Source organism: Gilliamella sp. wkB72 (assembly GCF_001693745.1).
Classification (GTDB): domain Bacteria; phylum Pseudomonadota; class Gammaproteobacteria; order Enterobacterales; family Orbaceae; genus Gilliamella; species Gilliamella apicola_E.
This window is the reverse complement of record NZ_LZEI01000011.1, coordinates 262,925-288,474: the sequence shown is the minus strand read 5'-3', so window position 1 is coordinate 288,474 and position 25,550 is coordinate 262,925. Positions and strand designations below refer to the sequence as shown.

Here is a 25,550-nt window from a genome sequence, read left to right as displayed (position 1 = left end):
ATTAAAACATGTTTTTTCATTGGAGAGTATTGGGATAATAGAGTTGAAGTGATTAATAAAATCGCTCCTATTTTGCATGAAAATGGTTATCAAACAGATTTTAATTTAATTAACTATAAAACAACCAATATTGAAAGTTTATCTCATATATCAGATTATTATAAACTTGGTAATAAAATTAGTTATTTAGATAATATTAAGAAAGTAAAACAGAGTGATATCATCTTAGAAATAGGACAAATGGGTCAAACAGGTGTAACCTTAAGAGCTATTGAAGCAATATTATTAAATAAAAGATTGATTACTACAAATAAATCTATAAAAAAATATGATTTTTATTCACCAGAGCAAATTTTTATCCTTGATGAAAATAATTACCATCAAATTAAAAAATTCTTAGAATCTCAATTCATTCCAATCAGTTTAGATAAATTATACAAATATAGTTCTAATGCAATGTTAGAAACAATTACAGATGCTTTCGATTAAAAATATAATTTTAATTTTTTCAAGCAATAAATTAAATAACTAATTAAACCCTCAATGACTTTATTTTGATGTAACTTATGTTTAGCACAATATCTCATTTGCCCCGAAGTGGTAGCTAATAATAAAGGTGTCGTTTGCCATGGAGAATTGTTTTTTACATCCAAAAAATATTTTGAACATTTATAATGTTCAGCCCATTTATGCCAAGGCTTTGTAGGTCCAATATAATGAATTAATATAGTTTCGTCCGTTACAGGGTATTTGCGAACTTTATTTGATTTATACTTTAACTCGTAATTAATGCTAATTTGTTGATTATACTTTCTATCAAGATACTTAACTTCATCCAATAATAATAGATTTAACACATCTTGATCTAAATGAGTAAATTTCATACGTAAGTTTTCGTTTGTCAGCAATTTTAATGCTTTTTCATTTATATTATTCTCTTTCCATTTTTTTAGATTAACTAGTAGAAAACCTGCGTTAAAATAACCATTCAATAATTTATTTTCATTAAGCCTTTTTGCACATTTTTCCCACCATATTGGGTCTTTTTCAGTAACTACATAAGCAATATTGTTATCAAATTCTAAGTTGAGCAATTCAACTAGGGACCCTTTACATACAATATCAGCATCCAAATAAAGAATTTTGTCTATTTTATTGTAAAAATAATCTGCGACAATGAAACGGAAATACGTAGCTAATGTCCAGTTTTTTGTGGTTGGTAAATTAGTAAAATAAGAATCTTCCACTAAATATATAGTTATCTGGGTTTTATATTTGTCTGTTAATTGTTGTAATTTTTGCTGAAAATCATCATTAATAGAATTTGTGAAAATATGAAAATTAAAATTGAGTTCTGAATTAGTTAATAAGATAGACGTAATTGAAATCGCACAGCCTAAAAAAAAGTTTTTATCAATTCCATAAGCAATGTTTAACTGATTGATATTAATATCACTAGTGGTTCCAATTGTAATTTTTTTTTTAATAACACTACTCGCATTAAAATACATTGCTAGTTTCCTGTTGCATTATTTGAACTAAATTAACTTCTATCTAATTTATTATTATTGTTATTGAGTTATAATAAATCATGTTTATTACTTATTGAAAAATCCACGAAAATCGATGTGTCTGTTCTTTTTAACTTAATATTATCTGTTGATCAGTTTAAATAGTGATAGTTAATTTAGATATTCTTTACATTATTATATAGGTTATAGAAATTATTTCTAGTTGAAAAAGAATTGCAATTAAATTTAAATTCACAAAGTATGTATAGTATAATTCGACTTCAAATAAACTTATTTACTTTCTTATGTCAAATAAATATAGCTCTCTGAATACCATTAAACAATTGTGGCCTTTTATTTATCCCCATAAAAAAGCTTTAATTGTTGCAATTTTTGCTCTTTTATTGAATGCCGCAACTGATGCAACATTAATTTCATTAACTAAACCTTTATTAGACAATGGATTAATGGATAAAAATTATGAATTACTTATTCTTTTTTCAGTTGGTATTATTGCATTAATCGCATTACGTGGTTTGTCTAACTACTGTTCAACCTATTGTCTTTCTTGGCTTTCAGGTAAAGTAGTAACTAAGTTTCGGCAATTAATTTTTGATCATTTAGTCAAAAGTCCTATTAATTTTTTAGACAAAAACCCAGTTGGTGAGCTTGTTACTGTTATTACATATAACACACAGCTGTTATCTAAAGCATCTTCTGATGCGCTTATCATATTAGTAAGAGAAATAGCTTATGCTATCGGGTTATGCATAGTGATGTTTTATGGGAATTGGAAATTGGCACTAGTCCTTATTATTGTCGTACCTTTAGTTATTTTTATTGCTCAATTTATTGCAAAAAAATTCCGAAATTCACTTCTTTCTATGCAAAAAGGGATAGGGAATATCACAACAGCTGCCGATGAAATGTTAAAAGGTCATAAAGAAATACTAGTTTTTAATGCTCAAAAACACGAAAAAAACAATTTTTATACAATCAATAAAATTTTTAGACGAAGCTTATTAAAAATCGTATTAGTGTCTGGATTGTCAACTCCTATAATTCAACTAGTAGCCACATTAGCGTTAGGTTTTATTTTATTTCTTGTGGCAAACCAAACTATAGATATTACTCCTGGATCTTTTACTGTTGTTTTTTCTGCTATGGTTGCTGTTATGAGACCTTTAAGAGAATTGACGAGTGTTCATCTTGAATTACAAAAAGGCTCTGTGGCCTGCGAATCGCTTTTTGGGCTTTTAAATTCCCCTTTAGAGGAAGATAATGGAACAATTGAGTTGCAGCGGGCAAATGGGGAAATTGAATTTCATCAAGTAACCTATACTTATCCTTCAAGAACTACTCCTTCTTTAAATAATATAAGTTTTAAAATCAAGCCAGGTGAAACAGTAGCATTGGTCGGTCGTTCTGGTGCAGGAAAATCAACTATAGCAAGTTTGATTCCAAGATTTTATGATGTAGAAAAAGGGGAAATATTGCTTGATGGTATAAATATTAAAAATTACACGCTAAAATCGCTACGTAATCAAATTGGATTTGTATCACAAAAAGTGCATTTATTTAATGGTACTATAGCTGACAATATTGTGTATGGTGCCAAAAATAAATATAAGAAACAAGATATTATTAATGCAGCAATTCAGGCTAATGCGATAGAATTTATCGAAAAATTAGAACATGGCTTTGATACAGAAATTGGCGATAATGGTATTTTACTTTCAGGTGGGCAACGACAACGAATTGCGATCGCCAGAGTGCTTTTGCGTAATAGCCCAATATTAGTTTTCGATGAGGCTACTTCAGCGTTAGATAATGAATCTGAAAGATTAGTTCAACAAGCAATAGAAAATTTACAAAAAAATCGAACTTCTATAATTATTGCTCATCGATTATCAACTATTGAACAATCTGATCGTATATTAGTTATTGATGATGGAAAAGTAGTCGAAGAAGGTCCACATAATAAGCTGGTACTTGAAAATGGTATTTATGCCAAAATGTACCAAATGCAATTTAATTCTTAATAAAAAAATTTTATGAAAAAAAATATTCAATCAGCTCATAGTGATATCGATAAAGATGCTTCAACATGGCAAACTTTTTCCAAGTTATGGCCTTATATTGCCAAACATAAATTAATTCTTTTATTATCAATAATTTTACTCGTTATTAGTGCTTTTGCTGATACTTCATTGATTGGTATGCTACAACCTTTATTGGATAAGGGATTTGTTGAAAACGATCAGCAATTTTTAATTATGGCTCCCTTCTATATTTTTGGGTTAGTTCTTCTGAGAGGAGTTGCTAATTATGGATATTCATTCTTTTTATCTTTTATTTCCACAAAAATCGTACTTAAAATTCGTCAACAACTTTTTAACCATTTTGTTGATGCACCAGTAAGTTTTTATGATAAAAACTCAACAGGAAGATTACTTTCACGTATAACCTATGATACCGACCAAGTCGCTTCATCTTCTTCTGATGCATTAATTACAATTGTTCGAGAGTCAGCCTTTATTTGTGGGCTTTTTTATACAATGTTTATCAATAGTTGGGAGCTATCTTTATCATTAATTATCATTACTCCCATTGTGATAGGTTTAATAACTTTTATATCGGTAAAATTTAGGAAATTAGCTAAAAACATGCAAAATTCGATGGGTGGGGTAACTATGTCCGTCGAGCAAATGTTGAAAGGGCATCGTGAAATCATTCTTTTTGGTGCGCAAGATGAAGAGTCTAAAAACTTCAATAAAGTAAATAATAAATTTCGGCGAGATGGTATGAGACTAGTCTCAATATCAGCTTTATCAACACCTATAGTTCAACTTATAATTTCCTTTGCCATTGCGTTTGTTCTATTAATGGCGAGTAACCCTGATTTGAATATTACACCAGGTCAATTTACAGTTGTTTTTTCTTCACTAGTTGCGTTGATGCAACCAATAAAAAGTCTAACGAGTGTTAATGCTGATTTTCAAAAAGGTATGGCTGCTTGTCAAACTCTATTTGCTATTTTTGAACAACCAATTGAAAAAGATGATGGCAAAATAAATATTCAACGGGTACAAGGCGCCATTGAATTTAAAAATGTCAGTTTTACTTACGAAAGCAGACAAGAACCAGCTTTACAAAATATTAGTTTTTCAGTCGAACCATGTAAAACCATTGCTTTGGTTGGTCGTTCTGGCTCAGGAAAAAGTACAATAGCAAGTTTGCTTACTCGCTTTTATGATATCAGTAACGGTGAAATTTTGATTGATAACCATAATATTCAAGACTTAACACTAAGTTGTTTACGCAATCAAATTGGTTTGGTTTCACAAAATGTACACTTATTCAATGATACTGTTGCAAATAATATTGCTTATGGCCGAGTTGGAGATTATTCACAAGAGCAAATAGAGGAAGCAGCTAAACAAGCCTATGCCTATGATTTTATAATGGGACTTGAAAACGGATTCGAAACTATTGTTGGTGAGAGTGGTGTATTATTATCTGGTGGTCAACGCCAAAGGATTGCTATAGCAAGAGCGTTATTACGAAACACTCCTATTTTAATTCTTGACGAAGCAACTTCAGCCTTAGATACAGAATCAGAACAAGCAATACAAAAAGCTTTAGATGATTTACAAAAAGGACGAACATCGCTCGTTATTGCACATCGCTTATCCACCATTGAAAATGCTGATAAAATATTAGTTATAGACAGTGGTAAAATTATAGAGCAAGGTACCCATAAAGAGTTGTTGTCATTAAATGGATTGTATGCAGACTTGTATCAAATAAATTTCACTAAATAGTATCAAAAATTAATAATAAATAATAAATAATTTGCTAAATTTTTCACTGTAGGATATTAAAAGGAAGATGATAAATAAATTTTTGGAGTTTATTAAATTCTTAAATAGGCAGCGGAATTTAAAAATTAAACCAATAAAACTAGCTGTTAAATTAGCTCTTTTAAATCGAAAAAAAAAGGTAAGATCGCAGTTAACTCCGAAACAGTACCATTCAGCAGCTATTTTAATGAATGATCAAGGTATTGGTGATGCAATCGTTACCTCTTATTTGATTAAATCTTTACGAGAAAATGGATTAAAAGTTTATGTTGTAGTCGAAAAAAGAATTGCATTTCTATTTGAACGATTTATTACTGTTGATGGTGTTTTATTGTATGATAAAAAGAAAGGGATAAAACAATTTAAAAAACAACTTAATAGTTTATCTATTGATGTTACTATTGATCTTGTTGATAAAGGTCATAATAGTATAAGACGTTCTCAAATAATTTTAGCCATTAATCCTTTACATACTATTGGTTTTAATCAAGAAAAATATAAATTGTATGATACATCGATTTTTTATGATCAATATACATCACATATTTCAAAGAGAAGTAAACAAATTTTAAAACTATTAAATATAGAAGCTGATTCAATTAAATATCATGTAAATCTTCCTGATGAAGCTCATGAATCTGTAGAAAAATTTATTAGGCCCTATTTATTATCAGGTAAAAATATTATTATTTTTAACCCTTATGGTTCCAATATAGCAAGAAGCTTTTCTGATACACAAATTGAAACTATTTTATCTTTTCTATCTCATTATGATAATTGTGTAACTATAGTAGTTGGGGAACCGAATAAAATAAAACATATTAAGACCTCAACAAATATCATTATTAATCCGTTAGGCTCATTTTTTGAAACTGTAGCTTTGATTGAGTTCGCAACTTTAGTTATTACCGTTGATACTTCAATTGTACATGTTGCATCGATATATGATAAAAAAATGCTTTGTATTTATAATAATCGAATAATTGACAATAAATTTATCAATAATTTTGTATGGGGACCGAACTACTCCAATGCTTTGCAGATCTTCACTGAAGATAATCTTGGTACAGGGCTTGGTGATCCAATTGCAAATCTTAATGCAAACATTGTACTTGAAAAATTAAAAGAAGAATTAATAAAATTAGAATGAAATAACGCTTTAAATAGAGATAATTTTAAATGGATTGAAATATAAATTTCAAGAATTCAATTGGAAATATAATTTTTTCCTAAAAATTAGGATATTCATCTAATTTAAATTTATTTCTATTTTAATTTTCTTATTTGTCAAAAGAAAGAATCAACTAAATCCTAAATTTGTTAAAAAAAATTTTTAATCTGAAATGATTATATTGGCGATATGATGGTCATAACTATTTTTAACATTAAGCATTTTCGGACATATTTAAAAATTCAAAGTCTTTTTATGTTTAATTATCAAATAATTTCAAATAGTTATAATAAAATTTGTTTTCAGATAAAAAATATATAAAAGATATCATTCAAATATGGAATTGTGAATAGATAAATATATTTGGTTACCAAATAATAATATGAGTAAACAAATAATTTTTTATGTTAGTAATATTAATACATTTAAGCCTGATAGATTAATGACAACTATGCATAAATATATTTAATTAAATTAAGACTGTTTCTTTATTTTCAAAACTAAATAAAGCAAATAATACTTTAAGCTACTAATCAAATTTTTATCTTTAAGATGAGATTTGGCATAAATACGATAATCATTTACCCGCATTTTATACTTATAACTTTTAAGAGGGGTATTTGCCCAAGGGGTGAAGTGTTTATAAAAATTATACAAATTTTGTGCAAGTCCAGTGTGTTCTTGATACCACATCTTTCTTGCACCAGTAAAATGAATTATGTATGGTAACGACTTTTTGTTGTAAAAAAATGTCTCTTTTTGTTTGTCATTTATCCAGGTAAATAAATAATTCCATTTAGGATCTATCCATAAAACTTGATTTTGTAATACGACATTTAAAGCATCTTGATCAGGATAGATTAGATGTTTTTTTTCAGACGATAGTAATATTTGATTAACTTTATTTTCAGTATCAAACTCAATCCAATTATTAACATTAATATACAAAAAACCAGAGTTAAAATAATTGTTTGAATTAAGTTTAAGCCTTTCCTGGTTTTTCAACATATTTTGTTTGTCTAATGAATCGGGCGTTACACCACAAACCACCGAATCTATATTAATATCCGAAATTGAAGAAATATCAGCAAAACATAAGGTATCAGCATCAAGATAAATAAATTTATCAACAACACCATTTAATAGTCTGGGAACGGATAGTCGTATATACATCGACCGATTGATATGTTTGACTTTGTTATTTTGAGTATCAGAATATTTTGTCAACTCCTCTACAGGAATTAAATATAGGGTAATTGAAGAGCTAAGTTGCTGTAACTTCTGTTGTTCTGCTTGCGAAACATCATACAAAAAAACATGAAAATGAATATTATTATTGAGATTATTATGCACTATAGAGCTTATCGACACGCCTACATGTTCAAGATAATTTGAATCAGTACAATATGCGATATTAATAATATTATTCATTTCAGACACTCTTAAATAACCTATCATGATATTTAGTCATTACCGAATTAATATGTCAATATAAAATTGATTATTACTTCATTGTTTAATTTAACGTATGTTACAATGTTATTTCAAATTTTCTAAAATCATCCTTAACTATTAGTAAAAATGAAAGAAAATCTTTTTATCAAAAAAATCACTACATTATTTGAAAATGCTCAAGCATCTTTAGAAACCACACATATTGCATTTTGTTTTGATGACAATTATGCAATGCCAGCAGGAATAGCGATGTCCTCAGTTATCTCAAATAATATGGATAAAAATCTGGTATTCCATTTATTTGCTAATAATGTAACTAATGAAAAAATATCAATGTTTAATCAACTAAACAACGATAATGTTAGCATAATTTGTTATGAAATAGGGGATGATTTTTCGATTAATCCTGATACATTAGTATTGCATGTGTCTGCCTCAACCTGCTTACGATTTGTCGTTCCTCAGATATTAAATAAAGTGACTTCGCGAGTTTTGTATTTAGATTGCGATGTACTTTGTACAAATAATCTTAATGAATTAATTCACACTGATTTAAATGATAAATATGCAGCAGTGGTACCTGATGTTGATAAAACGCAAGAAAAACAATGCCCAGCTTGTGATATCCCTTACGGTGAATATTTTAATGCCGGAATGATCTATATTAATACTGATATGTGGGTAGATAATAATCTTACTGATAAAGCGTTTGCTATGATAAATAGCGGTAAAGTATATAAGTTTGCTGATCAAGATGTTTTAAATATATTAATGCAAGGTAAAACTGTTTTTCTTCCTAAAATTTATAATCAACTTACATCACTTACCGTTGGTGGTAATGAAGATAATTTGTTAAGCGAAGATACTTTTATTATTCATTATGTTACCGGCAATAAACCATGGTATCAGTTATATTTAACTCCACTTTATCAAACTTATATTGCTTCTTCACCATGGGCTAATCAAAAATTATCATTGGCTAATGAAAATGCGCCTTCAACTACAAGACGGTATGCAAAATTGTTAGCTAGTCAGAAAAAGTATTTTTCGGCGTTCAAATATTATTTACTTTATCTTAAGCACAAAGTTACTAAAAAACGATAAGGATGTTCGTCGTGATTCAAGTTGATAGATTTATTAACAAAAGAAATGAATTACTGTCACATAATTTTGACAATAACCAGTCTGTTTTGCATATTTTATTATGCTTTGATGATAATTATGCATTATCAGCAGGTGTAAATATTTTATCTATTTTTGAAAATAATCCTTTAAGACCGATTCATTTTCATTTATTTACTCATAATCTATCTGATGAAAATAGACTTAAATTTAGTGAAATAAAGTTCGATACTATATCAATAACTGAATATATTATTAATGATCAGTTTAAAGTCGATCAAAAAAATACCGAACAATTTCCTCTTTCAGCCTGTGTTCGTTTAATAGCACCAATATTATTAAAAAATACTACTGATAAATTACTTTATGTTGATAGTGATACTTTATGTATTAATAGTTTATCAGAAATTGATAGTATTGATTTAAGTGGTATTTTAGTCGCCGCGGTTGCTGACGAACCATATATGCAACAATCTCAATGTACTAAATATCATATAGTTGAAGGCTCTTATTTTAATTCTGGTGTTATGCTGATTAATATTCCTCTTTGGTGCGAAGACGAACTTACTGATAAGACATTAGAACTATTGAATAGTGGTGAAAAGTACCAATATCCAGACCAAGATGTTTTGAATATTTGTGTCGGAGAAAAACGATTAATATTGCCAAGAAAATTTAATAATTTATTAGCATTATCGGTTAATGGTAATGAAGATGCAAATGTCCCTAGCGAAACTATTTTTATTCATTATATAACGAAAAATAAACCTTGGCATGAGCCTTATCGCTCTAAATTATTTGATGCTTATTTAGAAAAATCACCATGGCAGAATGACAGTTTACCTTTGTATAATCCTAAAAAAACTTCTTCAATTCGTGCTTATTCAAAGTTAATGTTTAAGCAAAAAAAATATTTATTAGGAATAAAGCATTATCTAATTTATCTAAAAACTAAGTTTAAAAAGTAATACTAAAATATATACGGTTAATAGATATAAGCTTATTTAGTCAATAGATTTGAAACTTAATCTATTTCTAACTAAGCTTTTTCTTTATAGTGAATATTCATGTATATATTTTTGTCTGGGTTATTGCTATAGTATAGCTTGTAATTTAGATAACTGTTTATTTATAATTTCATCTCAACTTTATGAATATTTTATTTTTTTCAAACGTTAGCTTATTTCTTAAATAAATTTTCCAATATACATAGACAAATTGGGCTTATCTTCTAATTAGGTGCATTTTAAGTGATTAATGATTTTGCAGAAAATGGTTTGCTTGCGACAGCTATAGATGGTTTTGTTGCTAGAGAACCACAAAGACATATGGCAAATAAGGTCACTGAAGCAATAAATGCACAAAAGTCATTGGTGGTCGAAGCGGGTACTGGAACGGGTAAAACATTTGCTTATTTAGTTCCTGCATTACGCAGTGAGAAAAAAGCAATAATCTCGACAGGCTCCAAGAATTTACAAGAACAGTTATATAGTAAAGACTTACCCATTATCAAAAAAGCTTTAAACTATACTGGTAAAATTTCACTTCTTAAAGGTCGAGCCAATTATCTCTGTTTAGAGCGCATGTATCATCAATATGCTGCTGCCGGAGATTTAGATAAGAATTTACGAACTGATCTGGTTCGGGTTAAAAATTGGTCAATCAAAACAAAAGATGGTGACATTAGTAAATGTACAACTGTTACCGAAGATAATCCAATTTGGCCAATTTTAACTAGCACAAACGATAATTGTTTGGGTAGTGATTGTGAACATTACAACGATTGTTATGTGGTTAAAGCTCGTAAAAGAGCCATGAACGCTGATATTGTTGTTGTTAATCATCATCTATTTTTAGCTGATGTTGTTGTGAAAGATACCGGATTTGGTGAACTAATTCCTAAAGCTGATGTGATGATATTTGATGAAGCGCATCAACTTCCTGATCTTGCGTGTCACTATTTTGGTGAGCAGTTAACAAGTCGACAACTGTTCGACTTAGCTAAAGAGATAAATTTGGCTTATCGAACAGAAGTCAAAGACATGTCACAACTCCAGCAGTGTGCTGATAAACTACAAAAATGTACACAAGATTTAAGATTGTTGATAAGCCAGCAAAATAATAAAGGAAATCTTCGTTATCTATTTAATCAAACCAATATTAAACAAGAATTATCTTATTTATTTGATGCGCTTGATTTTTGCAAAGAAGTTCTGTTATTAGCGATAGGGCGATCCACAACTTTAGATAATTGTTATGATCGAGTTAACCAATACCAGCAATTATTAAAAAAATTGTCCGAAACTCATGTACCAGGTTTCAGTTATTGGTATGAAAGTTCATACAGCTCTTTCCTCTTTGCATTAACTCCATTGTCGGTAACGGAAAAATTTGAGGAATTATTAATCCAGCGTAAAGGTGCCTGGATTTTCACATCTGCAACATTATCAGTTGATAATCAATTAGATTATTTTACCAAACGTTTAGGTTTAACTAATGCAGAATCATTAATTTTAGAAAGCCCATTTGATTATATCAATCAGACTATTTTGTGTGTACCACGTTATATACCATCACCAAATGAAAGGGGCAATGCTGAAAAACTTGTCAATATTTTATTACCGGTTATTGAGGCAAACAAAGGGCGTTGTTTTTTCCTTTGTACATCTTATGCAATGATGAATGCATTAGCTGAACATTTTCGCTTACATACCGAGTTACCGGTTTTAGTTCAAGGTGAAACAAGCAAATCAAAACTTCTTGAACAGTTTATTGAAAGTGGTAATGCGCTATTAATCGCAACTAGCAGTTTTTGGGAAGGGATTGATGTTAGGGGAGATACTTTATCTTGTGTTATTATAGATAAATTACCGTTTACCTCACCAGATGATCCCTTAATGAAAGCGAGAATGGAAGATTGCCAAATGCAAGGTGGCGATGCCTTTAATGAAGTGCAATTACCTGAAGCCGTTATTACCTTAAAACAAGGTGTTGGGCGATTAATCCGTCATCATAATGATCGAGGAGCAATTATTATTTGCGATAATAGATTAGTTATGCGACCTTATGGGGCAACGTTTATAAATAGTTTACCACCATCGCCAAGAACCCGAGATGTTAACAAGGTAATCAATTTTTTATTATCTAACAACCAATCAGATAATCTGGAAACCAAATGAGTACTATTTTAGCCATTGATACTTCGACAGAAGCTTGTTCCGTAGCTCTATTTTTTCAAAATGAAATCACTCATGATTTTATGATTTCGGCACGTGATCATACTAAAAAGATCTTACCAATGGTTGATAAAATTTTAAGTCAATCAGGTTGCACGCTTTCACAACTTGATGCTATTGCTTTTGCTCAAGGTCCTGGTAGCTTTACTGGAGTAAGAATAGGTATTGGTGTAGCTCAAGGATTAGCATTAGGAATTGATAAACCGATGATAGGTGTCTCAACTTTGATGACCCTAGCGCAAGGCGCTTATAGGAAAACAGAGGCAAAGAAAGTCATACCTGCGATAGATGCTAGAATGGGCGAAGTCTATTTAGGACAATATGAGTATCAAAACCAAAATTGGCAAACGATCATTCCAGAATGTGTCGTCAAACCTGAAAATGTAATAAATAAAATTCAAAAAAGTCATAATGATTATTACTCAGCAGGTACAGGTTGGCAAACTTATCCTGAAATGTTAACAGGAACTAAGCCTAGTGAAGTATTCTTACCAGAAGCACAAGATTTGGTGGTTATCGCTCATCAAAAATGGTTAAGAAATGAAGTGGTTAAAGTTGAAGATGTCGAGCCAACTTATTTGCGTAATGAAGTTACATGGCAAAAATTGCCGGGGCGTTAAGATAAACCACCGAAATGGTTTATCTGTATTTGATGTGCAAAAGTGTTTAGTCTTGAAATAATCCCAAATTAGCTTTGGCATATGCTTCAAAATCAGTACAGCCACCAATTGGTTTTTCATCAATAAAAATTTGTGGTACGGTTTCAACCGGTTTACCAACACTTTTAGAAAGATCTTCCTTGGTAATACCTTCTGCATTTATATCTACATATCGATATGAAAAATCATCACGTTTTTGAGATAACTTCTCGGCAAGCTCTTTAGCTCGCACACAATATGGACATCCTTGACGTCCAAAAATAACAGCGTACATATTTCACCTCTATGAGTTAAATTGAATAAAATTACTATACTTTAGTTTTGAATAAAAAAAAGTAGATAAATCTAGTTGATATAATAGATTATATCTATTGATATTACATCCGCATAGCGTGTAAGGTATACGTTTTAATCATTTAAATGATTAATTGATTATTTTATAGCTACTTTTATTAAAAAAAGTTGAGGAACGGGGTTTTTTAATTCTTTAAATTGATGCTAATTTGATATTACTCGCTATAATTTAAATTTCAACCATTAAATGGATGTCAAAATGCTAAAAAAAATAATAGTTATTTTTTCATTAACCTTATCAATAACAGTGTTTGCGGCACAAAAAGAGTGTGCTGTAAAACCCAATTACGATATAGTGATAAATAAAGACAACATCCAAATCGTAAATAAGTCGAATGATTTATCGATCAAGAATGATGGCAAAGTAATACTTAATAAGAAAACAATATCAGCTAGCCCTCAATTACGTAAAAATCTCAATGAGTTTCAAAAAAGTCTAAGATCACAATTACCACAACTAGAACAACAATCATTAGATTTATTATTGGAAGTAAAAGTTGCTTTCGATCTAGCAATAACAAGAAAATTAAGTGATGACCGAGAACTACATGGCGAATTAAATAAATTATATAAACGATTAGTTAAGTTGTTACATCGTTCAATTATTACTGAAAATGGAACAACAAAATTTTATTACCAAAACTTTAATAAATTAAAAAAAGATGGGCAAGATATCGGCGAACGTATTTTTTATAATGTTGTGGGGGGAAGTATTTTAGAATTTAACTTCTTTAAAAACTTCGGTGCCATCAAAGATATCTCAAAAAATGAATGGAAAGCTCAAAAACCTAAACTTAAAGCATTCGATTCACATATTTGTTCGGTAATTACTGATATAGACAAACAATATCAACAGATTTTAACAGAACTTAGTCAATCAACCGATAAGTGAATAGACAATAATAAAAACTTTTGCGAGAATACCCCATTCATTGGGTAAAAGAAGTAATCGCTTATGACTGCAAAAATAATTGATGGTAAAGCGTTAGCGCAGCAAATACGTAACGAAATAGCCAAAAAGGTAAAATCACGGACTGAACAAGGTTTATCTGTTCCAGGACTAGCTGTTATACAAGTTGGCTCTGATCCCGCTTCTAAAATTTATGTTAAAAATAAGCAAAAAGCTTGTGACGATGTCGGCTTTGCTTCTTTTGCTTATGATTATCCATCTTCAACCACTGAGGCATTATTAGCGTTGATCGATGAATTAAATCAACGAGCCGATGTTCATGGCATCTTAGTTCAGCTTCCATTACCAGATAACATTGATAAGACAAAAGTGTTAGAGCGTATCGATCCTCGTAAAGATGTTGATGGTTTTCATCCTTATAATATTGGTCATTTATTACAACGCGATCCGATATTACGTCCATGCACACCGTATGGTGTTGTTAAAATGTTAGAATCAACTGGCATTAATTTATCTGGCTTAAACGCAACAGTTGTAGGCGCATCGAGCATTGTTGGACGTCCTATGGCGTTAGAATTATTGTTATTAGGTTGTACCACAACGATTACTCATAGCAGAACTATTGATTTAGAAAAGCATGTTCGTAATGCTGATATTGTTGTTGCGGGTGTTGGAATCCCTAACTATGTTAAGGGAGAATGGATCAAACCTGGTGCTATCGTAATTGATGTTGGAATTAACCGTTTACCTGATGGCAAACTTGTTGGAGATGTAGAATTCGATATCGCTAGCCAACATGCTGGTTGGATCACACCTGTACCTGGTGGAGTAGGGCCAATGACGGTTGCAATGCTAATGAGTAATACATTAGAGGCATGTGAAAGATTTAGCGAGTAAGTCTAAGATAATAGACAGATTTGTATTATGATTTTTATGAATTAAAAAATGAAAATAAGGACATCTTATGATTATATTTCATACTTCTTTAGGTGATATTAAGATCAATACTTTTGATGATAAAGCTCCTGAAACAGTCAAAAATTTTGTTGAATATTGTAAAGAAGGTTTCTATGACAACACTATATTCCATCGAGTGATTAATAATTTTATGATTCAAGGTGGTGGATTTGAGCCAGGTATGAAACAGAAAAAAACTAAGGCTCCAATCAAAAATGAGGCTGCTAATGGTCTAAAAAATAGTCGTGGTACTTTAGCTATGGCACGTACAAGTGATCCTCATTCCGCGACGGCTCAATTCTTTATTAATGTCGTTGATAATGATTATTTAAATTATCGTTCTTCTGATATTAATGGTTTTGGTTACTGCGTATTTGCTGAAGTTGTGGATGGCATGGATGTTGTCGATAAGATCAAGGCCGTTAAAACTGGCCGTAATGGAATGCATTCTGATGTGCCAGTTGAAGATGTCGTGATTAAGAGTGTAACGGTTGAATAATCCTGTTCGCTTTTTTATCGCAGATATTCACCTCGGTGAAAACGAGCCTGCTGCACATCATTTTGATATTACAGCAGGCTTTTTGTCATTTCTTAAACAATTACCTAATGGCTGTGAACTCTATATTCTAGGGGATTTGTTTGACTATTGGGTGGGGGATGATGTTGATTCAACACTACACAAGCAGATTTCGGATGCTTTAAATGAGTTATCCTCAAAGCAAATTAAAAAGTTTTTTGTCCACGGTAATCGTGATTTTCTGATTGGTAAAGACTATGCTAAACGATGTGATATGACCTTACTAGGTGATATTAATTGTTTAGTCAATCAGGATAAAAATATTGTTTTTTTACATGGCGACCTGCTTTGTATTGATGATCATCAATACCAAAAATTCCGAAAAATCATGCATAAAAAGTGGCTACAAAAGTTATTTTTATTCTTACCATTATTTATTCGATTAAAAATTGCGACGAAATTACGAAAAGAGAGTAGTCAGCATAATCAAATAAAATCAGAAACTATCATGGATGTAAATCCACAAGCAGTGATTGATATGATGATTGAGAATAATGCCAATATAATGGTTCATGGCCATACTCATAAACCTGCAACCCATCATCTAACCATTAATGGTGAATCAGTAACCAGAATAGTATTAGGTGCTTGGCATGATGGTGTTTCATATATAAAACAAGAAGAGAATAGTACTACATTAAAGCTTTATAGCCAGTCTTTCAAATAGTTACTTTGTAATATTTGTTCTGTCGTACCAAAGTCTATTAATTTCCCCTGTTCTAACACGGCTACATGCTGAGCAATACGTTTGACTTCATTAATATTATGGGTGACATAGATAATAGGTATGTTCAAGTCACTCACTAGTTTATTAATATAGCTTAATAACTCCTTTTTACGGGGCATATCTAAAGCGGATAAAGGTTCATCCATCAATAATAATTTGGGGTTGGTTAATAAAGCTCGACCAATGGCAACTCGCTGTTTTTCACCACCTGACAGCATCACTGGATAACGATCAAGTAGTGAACCAATATTGAGCACAGTGACAATATCATCAAATTTTTCTGTATCTAACGATCGTGCCCCATAAGTTAAATTTTTGATTACTTTATAATGGGGAAAAAGTAGCGCATCTTGAAAAACAGTACCAATTTGTCTTTTCTCTGGTGTGACAAAAATATGTTTTTCTGTATCGACTAAACTATCTTGTTTTAAATTGATATAACCATTATCAGGTTTGATTAAACCATTAATAAGGTTGATAAGTGTTGATTTTCCCGAACCAGAAACCCCTAAAACAGCAGTCACACCTTGGCAGTTAATTTCATGTTTAAATTCGAAAACAAACGAGGCAAGTTTTTTGCTTACATTGATATTTAACATTATCGCTATCCTGTTAATTTCTTTTTATGCCAACGATTTAGCATCTCTGAAACGAATAAGGCAACTAAAGATAAAATGATCGAAACAATACAAAGTCGTAATGCTCCTGACTCGCCATCTGGGGTTTGTAATAAGGTGTACATTGCTAATGGAAGGGTGCGTGTTTCTCCTTGAATGTTTGATACAAAGGTAATTGTCGCGCCAAATTCACCCAAGCAACGAGCAAAACCGAGCACGACTCCCATTAAAATCCCAGGGAAAGCTAATGGTAACGTGACAGTCATAAAGACTCGAAATGGTTTAGCACCTAAAGTTCGAGCTACATTTTCTAAACGTGAATCTATCGATTCAATTGCTAATCGAATCGATCGAACCATAAGCGGGAACGCAACCACAGCAGAAGCTAAAGCTGCACCTTGCCAATTGAAGCTAAAGCTTAAATGAAAATATTTATCTAACCATTCGCCAATAAAGCCATGGCGACCCATTGTTAAGAGTAGAAGATAGCCTAATACTACTGGAGGCAACACTAAAGGCAAATGGACAATGCTATCAAATAGTGATTTACCGATAAATTGACATCTTGCTAAAATCCAAGCTGTCAACACACCTATTGGAAGGCTAAAGACAATTGCTGCTCCTGCTATTTTCAAGCTTAACAGCAATGTTTGCCATTCATACTCAGTTAACATCATCTTGTTTAAATTCTATTCAGTTATAAAACCATATTTTTGGAAAATCTTTTTGGCAGTTTCAGAACTTAAATATTGATAAAATTCTTTTGCTTCAGGTTTAAGTAATGTGATCGGATATTCAATTGGCGTAAATGTCTCAGCGGGAAAGCTACCAATAATTTTCACTTTATCACTTACTTTCGCATCAGTACTGTAAACAATACCTAATGCAGCTTCATTACGCTCAACTAACATTAATGCATCACGAACATTACTTGCTGGCGCCATTTGAGGCAATAATTTATCAAATACGCCTAAATTGGTTAAAGATTCCTTAGCATAAAGCCCTGCAGGTACATGGTCAGGATCACCAACAGCTAACCTTTCTCCTTTTGGTAAAATGGCTTGCCAATCAGTATTTGCATTAATTTCTACCTTTTCTAATTTAGATTGTTTTGGAGCAATCAATACTAATCCATTTTTTAACAAATTCTGTTTATCTGTTGCAACTTTGTGTTCAATAAGATAATTCATCCACTTTTGGTCAGCAGACATAAATATATCAGCAGGTGCCCCTTGTTCAATTTGTTTGGCTAATACAGAAGATGAAGCAAATGAGAAAACAATTTCTGCATCTTTGTAAGAAGTTGCAATATCTTGCATTGCATTAGTAAGTGATGCTGCTGCAAATACCGTAATTTTTTGGGTGGCAGATGTTGTTAAACTGACGAGTAAAGTTACTATAAATAGTGATACACCAATGATTCTACGCATTTTATTCCTCATATTCGTTATATAATGAACTATATAGCGATGCTATCAAAATTTATTAATAAAGTACAATCAAACTTTAAGCAGTACACTATTTTTATTCTTTACGAATATGGCTGAGGACATTTTTTGAAGGAAAAGAAAAAAACGTCTACAATAGATTTACTTTTTTATTGAAAGTAGCTTGTTTATTCAATTAAGGCATAAAGTAATGCTGTCACTAGAAATATTATTAACTTTAAACATAAATCAGCAATTATTTACTGATCCCAGACGAATTGCCTTATTAAAAGCAATTGAACTAACTGGCTCACTAACCCAAGCGGCTAAGAAAGTCGGTATTAGCTATAAAACTGCTTGGGATGCGATAAACGAAATCAATCAGTTATCACCAAAACCTTTTTTAATAACAGCAACGGGTGGTAAAAATGGCGGAGGCACAAAACTTAGCGCTTATGCGATAAGGTTTATTCAGCTTTATGATCTCTTAACTCAACTCCAATATAATGCTTTTAATATTCTAAATGACGACAATATTCCTCTTGATGATATATTAAAAATAACCGCTAAATTATCATTACAGACTAGCGCCCGTAATCAAATCTATGGCAATGTTTCGAGCATTGAAACTAACAATATAGCTGGGTTTGTAAAAGTAAAATTAAGTGATAACCAAACTGAATTAAAAGCTTATATAACTCAACAAAGTATTGCGCGTTTAAAATTGAATATTGATAAAACTGTTCTTTTGTTGATTAAAGCACCTTTGATTGAATTGAATGATTTAAATGAAAATCAATTAAGAGTTAAAGTTGAAAAAATAGTAAGCGATGGTCAATTATCTGAGATCTCATTTTCATTACCTTCCGGTTTGATACTTTATGCTAATAAATCAACCAGTGAAATTAATCATCTAAAATTAACCGAAGGCCAAAAAACTACCATATCCATCCATCCCCAGAACATCATTGTTGCCACATTAGTCTAGCAGTTTGAGGTATTTATGTTACAAATTGAAAATGCAGTATATAAAATAAGTGATTTCAACGTTTTTAAAATTGAATCATTGACTATCAATAGTGGTGACATTGTCGCTTTTGTAGGTCGAAATGGCTCGGGCAAGTCGGTATTGGCTAAAGCATTAGCTGGTAATCAACCGTTATTGTCGGGTAAAGTTATCAATCAATTTAAATCAATAGCGCATATCTCATTTGAGCAACTTCAAAAAATAATAGATGATGAATGGAAACGCAATAATACCGATATGCTTAGTGACAACGAAGATGATACTGGATTAACTACAGCAGAAATTATTCAAGAAGTTAATCAAGATGCCGAACTTTGCGAACATTTAGCCCGACAATTTGGTATTGAACATCTGTTAGATCGTCGCTTTAAATATCTCTCAACCGGTGAAACACGCAAAACATTGATATGTCGCACATTAATGAGCCGACCGGAACTGCTAATTTTAGATGAACCGTTTGATGGTTTAGATGTTGCATCTCGAGCAAACCTAGCTGAAAAACTTAAACAACTCGCTGAAAAAAATATTACGATTGTAATGGTGTTGAATCGTTTTAATGAAATCCCAATATTTGTAAAAAATATTGGAATACTTGCTAACTGCCAGCTATTGAAATTTGGACCCAAAGACACCATATTAAATGACGTAGCCATCAAGCAACTTGCGAATTTAGAACAGCTATCAAACTTTACTTTACCCGAACCGGATGAAACACCCATTCAACTACCCGATACATTAGACCGCATTATATTAAATAATGGTCATGTTCAATATGATGGAAAGGCAATTATTAATGGACTTAGTTGGTTGGTAAAAGCGAATGAAAATTGGCAGATCATTGGTCCTAATGGCGCAGGTAAATCGACATTATTAAGTCTAATAACTGGCGATCATCCTCAGGGTTATAGTAATGATTTGACGCTATTTGGGCGAAAACGAGGGTCTGGCGAAACAATATGGGATATTAAACGTCATATTGGTTATGTCAGTAGTAGTTTTCATCTTGACTATCGAGTTAGCTTGAGTGTGGAAAATGTATTGGTATCGGGGTACTTTGATTCAATTGGGGTCTACCAAGCGATTAGTGATAAACAAGCAAAGTTAGTTAAGCAATGGTTACAATTACTAGATTTGACTGATTTAGCCGATAAACCCTTTCAATCATTATCTTGGGGACAACAGCGATTAGTATTGATAGCGAGAGCTTTAGTGAAACATCCAACATTACTTATCTTAGATGAACCGCTACAAGGACTGGATCATCTAAATAGAGAACTAGTAAAAAATTGGATTGATAATTTAATCGATAAAGGTCGTACGCAATTATTGTTTGTTTCACATCATGCAGAAGATGCACCAAAATGCATCACTCATCGATTAACTTTTGTGCCAAATGATACTGTTGGCTATCAATATAAAATTGAGCGTATCAAATAATGGATTAGTTATAGACTATTAAAATAAGACTTAAAAATAGAAATAATCAATAAAAAAACTTTTTTTTAGTGGCGTTTTTTTAAGCTAAAAATTCAAAAAAGTCTATATTGATTATACTTAGCAAGTTATCCCCGTTGCCTGTGGATAAGTCTGTGAATAGTTAATTGAAAAGTGTGCTAACTTCAATGTCTATCAGGTTTTTATTTAATTTGATTACAACTTAGCCATGATTTTAATAATTATTATTAATCATAACGTTAAGATAAATCAAGGTATAGTTTTAATAATGTCTTAACAAACTTTTAACTTAACTGAACAAAAAATATAACATTTTTAAAGGTCAAGTGTTTTTGGGGATAATTTTTATTAATAGGTGAAATTTTAGGTTGCGATGTAATGAGAAAATTTAAATTATGTTCTGATTTTAAACCAGCAGGTGATCAGCCGGTAGCAATTGATCGTATAAATCAAAATCTTGATGATGGAATTGCGCATCAAACATTATTAGGAGTAACAGGATCTGGTAAAACTTTTACCATGGCTAATGTTATTGCAAAGCATAATCGCCCAACAATTATTTTAGCGCCTAATAAGACTTTGGCTGCTCAACTATATGGTGAAATGAAAGCGTTCTTTCCGGATAATGCGGTGGAATATTTCGTCTCTTATTATGATTATTATCAGCCAGAATCTTATGTTCCGTCTACAGACACATTTATAGAGAAAGATGCATCGATTAACGAGCACATTGAACAAATGAGACTATCGGCAACAAAATCATTATTAGAACGCCGTGATGTTGTTATTGTTGCTTCGGTATCGGCTATTTATGGTTTAGGTGCACCTGAAACTTACATGTCAATGATATTACATTTGGCAAGAGGGACGATTACTGACCAACGCGCAATATTAACGCGCTTAGCAGAATTACAATATACACGTAATGAAATTGGCTTTAGTCGCGGTACTTTTCGTGTTCGTGGCGATGTGATTGATATATTTCCAGCTGATTCAGATGAACATGCAGTGCGTGTTGAGCTTTTTGATGATGAAGTTGAAAGAATAGTCATATTTGATCCATTAACAGGTAATGCAATTAATGAAGTACCACGTATTACTATTTATCCAAAAACACACTATGTCACACCAAGAAACATCATGGATGACGCGATTGTTGAAATTAAGCAAGAGCTTCAAGAACGCCAAAGAGTATTGTTGGACAATAATCGTCTACTAGAAGAGCAACGATTAACTCAACGCACACTATTTGATATTGAGATGATGACAGAGCTTGGTTATTGTTCTGGGATAGAAAACTATTCTCGTTATTTAGCAGGACGAAATGCAGGCGATCCGCCAGCAACATTATTTGATTATTTACCGGCTGATGGCTTATTGTTTATTGATGAATCGCATGTAGCAATCCCACAATTGGGTGCAATGTATAATGGTGATAGATCGCGAAAACTTAATCTGGTTGAATACGGTTTTCGATTACCTTCGGCTTTAGATAATAGACCATTAAAATTTACAGAATTTGAAAATATCATGCCACAAACAATTTATGTTTCGGCAACACCTGCTAAATATGAAATTGAAAAATCAGCAGGTGAAATCATCGAACAAGTGGTAAGACCTACAGGATTATTAGATCCAATCATCGAAGTTAGGCCTGTGGCTACTCAAGTTGATGATCTTTTGTCTGAAATTAAATTACGCATAAACCAAGACGAACGCGTTCTTGTGACCACATTGACTAAGCGAATGGCTGAGAATTTGACAGACTATTTATCAGAACATAATGTCAATGTTAAATATTTGCATTCTGATATCAACACTGTTGAACGAATGGAAATTATTCGCGACTTGCGTTTAGGTAAGATTGATGTATTAGTTGGTATTAACTTACTTCGAGAAGGATTAGATATCCCAGAAGTATCATTAGTCGCAATTTTAGATGCTGACCGAGAAGGATTTCTACGTTCAGAAAGCTCATTAATTCAGACCGTGGGACGCGCAGCTCGAAATGTTAATGGTAAAGCAATATTATATGCTGATAAAATTACGCCAGCAATGCAACTCACTATTGATGAAACTGCAAGGCGTCGTAAAAAACAGGAAGATTTCAATCAGGAACATGGTATTACACCAAAATCAGTGCGTAAAGAAATCAAAGATATTTTAGATGCAGGTTTAAGCACTAAAAAATCAACGGCTAAAATTCAAGCATTTGAACAAGGTGGTCAGTATAATTATGTTTCAATAAAAGAAGTTCAGGCAAGAGTTAAAGAACTTGAAGCCATGATGTACGAAGCTGCTCAGAATCTTGAATTTGAAAAAGCAGGTGTATTACGTGATGAGATTAAAAAATTGCGTTCGGATTTTATAAAGGTATCTTAATAAATAGTCTTTAAGGAAAATATAATGACAATAACACGAATAGATCCTGCGGAAAGGTGGTCAGAAGCAGTAATTCATAACAATGTAATTTACTATACTAGTGTACCAACTGATTTGAGTGATGATGCTTATATACAAACTAAAAGTGCATTAGCTGAAATAGATCACATCTTGGCTAGAGCAAATAGTGATAAAACTCGCATTCTTGATGCGACACTATTTTTAGTAAATAAAAACGATTTCTCTGCCATGAACAAAGCATGGGACGAATGGGTAGCAAAAGGAAAAGCGCCTGTTCGTTGTACCGTTCATGCAGGGTTAATGAAAAAAGAGTATTTAATTGAAATAAAAATTGTTGCGGCAGTGAGTCCGTAATATACAGATAATTATCCGTCATAATCTTGGCGGATATTCTCAATCTGATAATTTAACTTATTGATAATCAACCTTACTTCTTGCTAGCCCATTCATTTAATTTTAGTGTATACTTTGAACACTTAATATTTTATATCTTCCTATAAACGTTTATGCATACTCAACCTAAAATTGCCATTGTAATGGGCTCGAAAAGTGATTGGAGTACCATGCAACATGCTGCGGATATCTTAGATACTTTAACCATTGCTTATCATGTCGAAATTGTTTCTGCACACCGAACACCCGATAAATTGTTTGAATTTGCGCAAAATGCCAAATCACGAGGTTTTGATGTGATCATAGCTGGAGCAGGTGGGGCTGCGCATTTACCTGGTATGTTAGCGGCGAAAACACTAGTACCAGTGTTAGGTGTTCCAGTTCAAAGTGCAGCGCTCAGTGGTATTGATAGCCTTTATTCTATCGTACAAATGCCTAAAGGTATTCCTGTTGGAACATTAGCTATAGGTAAAGCTGGAGCGGCAAATGCAGCTTTATTAGCTGCACAAATTCTGGCATTGCATAACCCAGAGATCTATCTACGTTTATCAAATTGGCGATTGAGTCAAACTGATGAAGTTTTGAATAATCCTGATCCGAGAGTCGATATTTAATATGACAATGCAATCTGTTTGTGTTTTAGGAAATGGCCAGCTAGGACGAATGCTTAGACAAGCTGGTGAACCTTTAGGAATCCATGTCTATCCAGTTGGCTTGGATGTTGATCCTGCAACCATCCCTTACCAAAGTTCAGTCATTACTGCTGAAATTGAGCGTTGGCCCGAAACAACGTTTACTCAACTCTTAGCTAGCCACCCCCACTTCATTAATCGAGATGTATTTCCAATAATAGCAGATCGTTTAAGTCAAAAGCAGTTACTTGATGAGCTTAACTTACCTACGGCTAAATGGTACCCGCTTAATAATGAAAATGATTGGCCGAATTTATTTAAAAATTTGGGTGATTTATTAATCGTTAAACGTCGAACAGGTGGCTATGATGGTCGGGGCCAATGGCGCATAACTGTTCACGATTCGATTCCAGACGATGTTTATCAACATGCTATTGTTGAACAAGCCATTCCTTTTGAAGAAGAGCTATCACTAGTTGGTGCCAGAAATGCCAAAGGCGAAACTGTCTTTTATCCATTAACAAATAATTTCCATCAAGATGGCATTTTAAAAATGAGTGTTGCCATTCCTAGTAAAAATAATACATTGCAGAATAAAGCTGAACAGATGCTTTCAAGCATCATGCATAAACTCAATTATGTAGGCGTTATGGCGATGGAATGTTTTGTTATTGGGGATAACTTACTAATTAATGAATTAGCGCCAAGAGTACATAATAGCGGACATTGGACCCAAAATGGGGCATCTATTAGCCAATTCGAATTACACTTAAGGGCAATTTTAGGACTACCAATGCCTAAACCGGATGTTTTTTGCCCATCGGTCATGGTGAATTTGATTGGAACAGATTTTAATCTCAAATGGTTATCAGTTGATTTAGCGCATCTACACTGGTATGAAAAAGAAGTAAGAGCAGGGCGAAAAGTTGGACACATCAACCTAACTCATAACTATAGTCCAAAATTAATTGAAGCATTAAACCAATTATCCTTTTTATTACCAGCGGAATATAGTCAACCAATAGCGTGGGCAAAACAAAAATTATAGCTGATT

23 protein-coding genes and 1 pseudogene are annotated in these 25,550 nt (G+C 32.0%); 18 read left to right on the top strand and 6 right to left on the bottom strand.

Features of this window, described 5'->3' with window-relative positions:
* Positions 1-489 (top strand): annotated as a pseudogene (locus A9G07_RS12010) (hypothetical protein); the annotation flags it as partial.
* On the opposite strand, the gene A9G07_RS07140 reads toward A9G07_RS12010, so the two are convergent.
* Positions 486-1,511: a glycosyltransferase gene (locus A9G07_RS07140; RefSeq protein ID WP_065734609.1), complete on the bottom strand. Its 1,026-nt coding sequence runs from the start codon at positions 1,509-1,511 to the stop codon at positions 486-488. The pseudogene A9G07_RS12010 and the gene A9G07_RS07140 overlap by 4 nt on opposite strands.
* 305 nt (positions 1,512-1,816) lie before the next feature.
* On the opposite strand from A9G07_RS07140, the gene msbA (A9G07_RS07135) reads away from it, so the two are divergent.
* The 3 genes from msbA (A9G07_RS07135) (at position 1,817) to A9G07_RS07125 (ending at position 6,524) form a co-directional block, all read left to right on the top strand.
* Entirely contained in the window at positions 1,817-3,553 is a 1,737-nt protein-coding gene (msbA, locus tag A9G07_RS07135) for a lipid A export permease/ATP-binding protein MsbA (protein WP_065734608.1), read from the top strand.
* A gap of 12 nt (positions 3,554-3,565) precedes the next feature.
* Positions 3,566-5,335, top strand: coding sequence for a lipid A ABC transporter ATP-binding protein/permease MsbA (msbA, locus tag A9G07_RS07130; protein WP_065734607.1), 1,770 nt, complete (start codon positions 3,566-3,568; stop codon positions 5,333-5,335).
* A 67-nt stretch (positions 5,336-5,402) separates the two neighbouring features.
* The gene (locus A9G07_RS07125) at positions 5,403-6,524 is read left to right on the top strand and encodes a glycosyltransferase family 9 protein (RefSeq protein WP_065734606.1); all 1,122 of its coding nucleotides are present in this window, start codon (positions 5,403-5,405) and stop codon (positions 6,522-6,524) included.
* Between the two features lie 495 nt (positions 6,525-7,019).
* On the opposite strand, the gene A9G07_RS07120 is transcribed toward A9G07_RS07125, so the two are convergent.
* Complete coding sequence (locus tag A9G07_RS07120; RefSeq protein WP_065734625.1) at positions 7,020-7,976, bottom strand: glycosyltransferase family 8 protein; 957 nt, start codon at positions 7,974-7,976, stop codon at positions 7,020-7,022.
* 150 nt (positions 7,977-8,126) lie between these two features.
* On the opposite strand from A9G07_RS07120, the gene A9G07_RS07115 reads away from it, so the two are divergent.
* The 4 genes from A9G07_RS07115 (at position 8,127) to tsaB (ending at position 12,978) form a co-directional block, all read left to right on the top strand.
* Entirely contained in the window at positions 8,127-9,104 is a 978-nt protein-coding gene (locus A9G07_RS07115; protein ID WP_065734605.1) for a glycosyltransferase family 8 protein, read from the top strand.
* Positions 9,105-9,115: 11 nt separating this feature from the next.
* The gene (locus A9G07_RS07110) at positions 9,116-10,090 is read left to right on the top strand and encodes a glycosyltransferase family 8 protein (protein ID WP_065734604.1); all 975 of its coding nucleotides are present in this window, start codon (positions 9,116-9,118) and stop codon (positions 10,088-10,090) included.
* Positions 10,091-10,372: 282 nt separating this feature from the next.
* Positions 10,373-12,301, top strand: coding sequence for an ATP-dependent DNA helicase (locus A9G07_RS07105; RefSeq protein ID WP_065562578.1), 1,929 nt, complete (start codon positions 10,373-10,375; stop codon positions 12,299-12,301).
* On the top strand, positions 12,298-12,978 hold the full coding sequence (gene tsaB / locus A9G07_RS07100; protein ID WP_065734603.1) for a tRNA (adenosine(37)-N6)-threonylcarbamoyltransferase complex dimerization subunit type 1 TsaB: 681 nt from the start codon (positions 12,298-12,300) through the stop codon (positions 12,976-12,978). Before A9G07_RS07105 ends, tsaB begins: the two co-directional genes overlap by 4 nt.
* Before the next feature lie 46 nt (positions 12,979-13,024).
* Here tsaB and A9G07_RS07095 read toward each other — a convergent pair whose 3' ends face one another.
* Positions 13,025-13,291, bottom strand: coding sequence for a GrxA family glutaredoxin (locus A9G07_RS07095; RefSeq protein ID WP_065734602.1), 267 nt, complete (start codon positions 13,289-13,291; stop codon positions 13,025-13,027).
* Positions 13,292-13,570: 279 nt separating this feature from the next.
* Here A9G07_RS07095 and A9G07_RS07090 point away from each other — a divergent pair, with 279 nt between their 5' ends.
* The 4 genes from A9G07_RS07090 (at position 13,571) to A9G07_RS07075 (ending at position 16,482) form a co-directional block, all read left to right on the top strand.
* Positions 13,571-14,263 carry a DUF2884 family protein gene (locus A9G07_RS07090; RefSeq protein ID WP_065734601.1) on the top strand — a complete coding sequence of 231 codons (693 nt, stop codon included), beginning with the start codon at positions 13,571-13,573 and terminating at the stop codon, positions 14,261-14,263.
* Between the two features lie 63 nt (positions 14,264-14,326).
* Positions 14,327-15,178 carry a bifunctional methylenetetrahydrofolate dehydrogenase/methenyltetrahydrofolate cyclohydrolase FolD gene (folD, locus tag A9G07_RS07085; protein WP_065562574.1) on the top strand — a complete coding sequence of 284 codons (852 nt, stop codon included), beginning with the start codon at positions 14,327-14,329 and terminating at the stop codon, positions 15,176-15,178.
* A 67-nt stretch (positions 15,179-15,245) separates the two neighbouring features.
* Entirely contained in the window at positions 15,246-15,737 is a 492-nt protein-coding gene (ppiB, locus tag A9G07_RS07080; protein WP_065562573.1) for a peptidylprolyl isomerase B, read from the top strand.
* Positions 15,730-16,482: a UDP-2,3-diacylglucosamine diphosphatase gene (locus A9G07_RS07075; RefSeq protein ID WP_065562572.1), complete on the top strand. Its 753-nt coding sequence runs from the start codon at positions 15,730-15,732 to the stop codon at positions 16,480-16,482. Before ppiB ends, A9G07_RS07075 begins: the two co-directional genes overlap by 8 nt.
* Here the strand turns inward: A9G07_RS07075 and modC are convergent.
* The 3 genes from modC to modA are packed head-to-tail and all read right to left on the bottom strand — an operon-like array spanning position 16,461 to position 18,589.
* Positions 16,461-17,141, bottom strand: a complete 681-nt coding sequence (modC, locus tag A9G07_RS07070; RefSeq protein ID WP_065734600.1) for a molybdenum ABC transporter ATP-binding protein — start codon at positions 17,139-17,141, stop codon at positions 16,461-16,463. The genes A9G07_RS07075 and modC overlap by 22 nt on opposite strands.
* Before the next feature lie 5 nt (positions 17,142-17,146).
* Entirely contained in the window at positions 17,147-17,836 is a 690-nt protein-coding gene (gene modB / locus A9G07_RS07065; protein WP_065562570.1) for a molybdate ABC transporter permease subunit, read from the bottom strand.
* Positions 17,837-17,848: 12 nt separating this feature from the next.
* Positions 17,849-18,589: a molybdate ABC transporter substrate-binding protein gene (gene modA / locus A9G07_RS07060; protein WP_218058406.1), complete on the bottom strand. Its 741-nt coding sequence runs from the start codon at positions 18,587-18,589 to the stop codon at positions 17,849-17,851.
* A 208-nt stretch (positions 18,590-18,797) separates the two neighbouring features.
* Here modA and A9G07_RS07055 point away from each other — a divergent pair, with 208 nt between their 5' ends.
* The 6 genes from A9G07_RS07055 (at position 18,798) to purK (ending at position 25,544) form a co-directional block, all read left to right on the top strand.
* Positions 18,798-19,574 (top strand): TOBE domain-containing protein, encoded by a 777-nt coding sequence (locus A9G07_RS07055; RefSeq protein WP_065734599.1) that lies wholly within the window; start codon positions 18,798-18,800, stop codon positions 19,572-19,574.
* A gap of 15 nt (positions 19,575-19,589) precedes the next feature.
* Positions 19,590-21,050 (top strand): molybdate ABC transporter ATP-binding protein ModF, encoded by a 1,461-nt coding sequence (modF, locus tag A9G07_RS07050; protein ID WP_065734598.1) that lies wholly within the window; start codon positions 19,590-19,592, stop codon positions 21,048-21,050.
* Positions 21,051-21,446: 396 nt separating this feature from the next.
* Positions 21,447-23,450, top strand: coding sequence for an excinuclease ABC subunit UvrB (gene uvrB, locus A9G07_RS07045; RefSeq protein ID WP_065734597.1), 2,004 nt, complete (start codon positions 21,447-21,449; stop codon positions 23,448-23,450).
* Between the two features lie 24 nt (positions 23,451-23,474).
* Positions 23,475-23,825 (top strand): RidA family protein, encoded by a 351-nt coding sequence (locus A9G07_RS07040; protein WP_065562565.1) that lies wholly within the window; start codon positions 23,475-23,477, stop codon positions 23,823-23,825.
* Between the two features lie 152 nt (positions 23,826-23,977).
* Positions 23,978-24,478: a 5-(carboxyamino)imidazole ribonucleotide mutase gene (purE, locus tag A9G07_RS07035; protein ID WP_065562564.1), complete on the top strand. Its 501-nt coding sequence runs from the start codon at positions 23,978-23,980 to the stop codon at positions 24,476-24,478.
* A 7-nt stretch (positions 24,479-24,485) separates the two neighbouring features.
* The gene (gene purK / locus A9G07_RS07030; RefSeq protein WP_065734624.1) at positions 24,486-25,544 is read left to right on the top strand and encodes a 5-(carboxyamino)imidazole ribonucleotide synthase; all 1,059 of its coding nucleotides are present in this window, start codon (positions 24,486-24,488) and stop codon (positions 25,542-25,544) included.
* The last annotated feature ends 6 nt before the right edge of the window (positions 25,545-25,550 follow it).